This is a genomic window from Dietzia sp. DQ11-71 (assembly GCF_014144995.1).
Classification (GTDB): domain Bacteria; phylum Actinomycetota; class Actinomycetes; order Mycobacteriales; family Mycobacteriaceae; genus Dietzia; species Dietzia kunjamensis.
In genome coordinates, this window is the sequence record NZ_JAALDT010000524.1 from 1 (window position 1) to 1,584 (window position 1,584).

General features: G+C 70.3%; 1 protein-coding gene and 1 pseudogene. Both read left to right on the forward strand.

Features of this window, described 5'->3' with window-relative positions:
* Positions 1-268, forward strand: a pseudogene (locus G6023_RS15590) (NADH-quinone oxidoreductase subunit L); the annotation flags it as partial.
* A 2-nt stretch (positions 269-270) separates the two neighbouring features.
* Positions 271-1,584: complex I subunit 4 family protein (locus G6023_RS15595; protein WP_182636391.1), on the forward strand; the 1,314-nt coding region annotated here is incomplete at its 3' end.

Below are 1,584 nucleotides of genomic sequence, written 5' to 3' on the forward strand. Positions count from 1 at the left end.
ACGGTCCGTGGCGCGGTTCGACGACGAGGTCCTCGACGCCGGAGTCGGAGCAGCCGCACGGGCCGCCCATACGGCCGGGCAGGGCGCGGCCCGCCTCGATGACGCCGTGGTCGACGGCGCCGTCGAGGGCCTGGCCGGTTGGGTTCGCCGACTCGGGCACCTGGCCCGCACCCCGCAGACCGGGGCCGTCCACCAGTACCTCCTGCAGGCCGTCGCGGTGCTCACCGTGGCCGTGGTGGCCTGGACCGTCTACGCAGTGATGGGATGAGCATGCTCAGTCTGATCGTCTTTCTCCCCTTGGCCGCCGCCGCCGTCCTGGCCGCGGTGCCGGCGATCGGGCCGGCGGCCGCGCGATGGGCGTGGATAGCGGTGAGCGTGCTGGAAGTGCTGCTGGTTGCCGCGGTGTGGGCCGGCTACAAGGACCCGGGACCGAACGGGCTGGCGTTCGAGGAGCAGGTGCCGTGGATCCCGGGGGTGGGCAGCAGTTACCACGTGGGCATCGACGGGCTGTCCCTGCCGCTGGTGGCGATGACGGTCGTGGTGTTCTTGGCGTGCGCTGTGTACTGCCTGCGGGATTCGGACCGGCCGCGCGTGCAGGCGGCGCTATTTTTGTTCCTGCAGAGCATGAGCCTCGGCGTGTTCGTTTCGGCCGACCTGATCCTGTTCTTCGTCTTTTTTGACCTGTCGATCGTGGGAATGTACTTCATCATCGCCGGGTGGGGCCACGGCAATGCGGCCCGGTCGGCGCTGAAGTTCTTCCTCTACACGTTCCTGGGGTCGCTGGCCCTGCTGCTGGGTTTCATCGGGCTGTATGTGTTCTCGGCGCCCCACACCTTTGACATCCCCGAGCTGGTCGCCGCACCCCCGCTGGCCGGTGAGCCGCTCGCCGGGGGGCTGGTGCTGGCGGCGATCCTGGTGGGCTTGGCCGTCAAGACCCCCACCGTGCCGTTCCACACCTGGCTTCCCCCGGCCCACACCGACGCCCCGGCCGCCGGCTCGGCCGTCCTGGCGGGGGTGTTGCTGAAGATGGGCGCGTACGGCTTCGTGCGGATCGCCATGCCGATGCTGCCCGAGGTCTGGCGGGCGTGGGCCTGGGTGATCGTGGCCGTGGGAATCGTCTCCGTGCTCTACGGCGCACTGGTGGCGCTTGCCCAGACCGACCTCAAGCGGATGATCGCCTACACCTCCGTCAACCACATGGGCTACATCGTCCTGGCCCTGGGTGCGGCCGGGCTGCTGGTGGAGGGTGCCGAGCAGGCCCGGTCCGTGGCGGTCACCGGCGCGATGGTGCAGATGGTCAGCCACGGACTGATCACCGCCGCCCTGTTCTTGCTGGCCGGGGTCATGCAGAGCCGGGCCGGGACCTACGACCTGGGTTCCTATGGCGGGCTGGCCGGCCCCGCCCCGCGGTACGCGGCGCTGTTCGCGATCGGCGCCTTTGCCTCCCTGGGCCTGCCCGGGTTCTCCGGGTTCATAGCCGAGTTCCAGATCTTCGCCGGCAGCGTGGCCGTGGCCCCGGTGACCGCAGTGGCGCTAGTGGGCATCGTGATCACCGCCGCCCTGTTCCTGCGGGCCCTGCAGCGG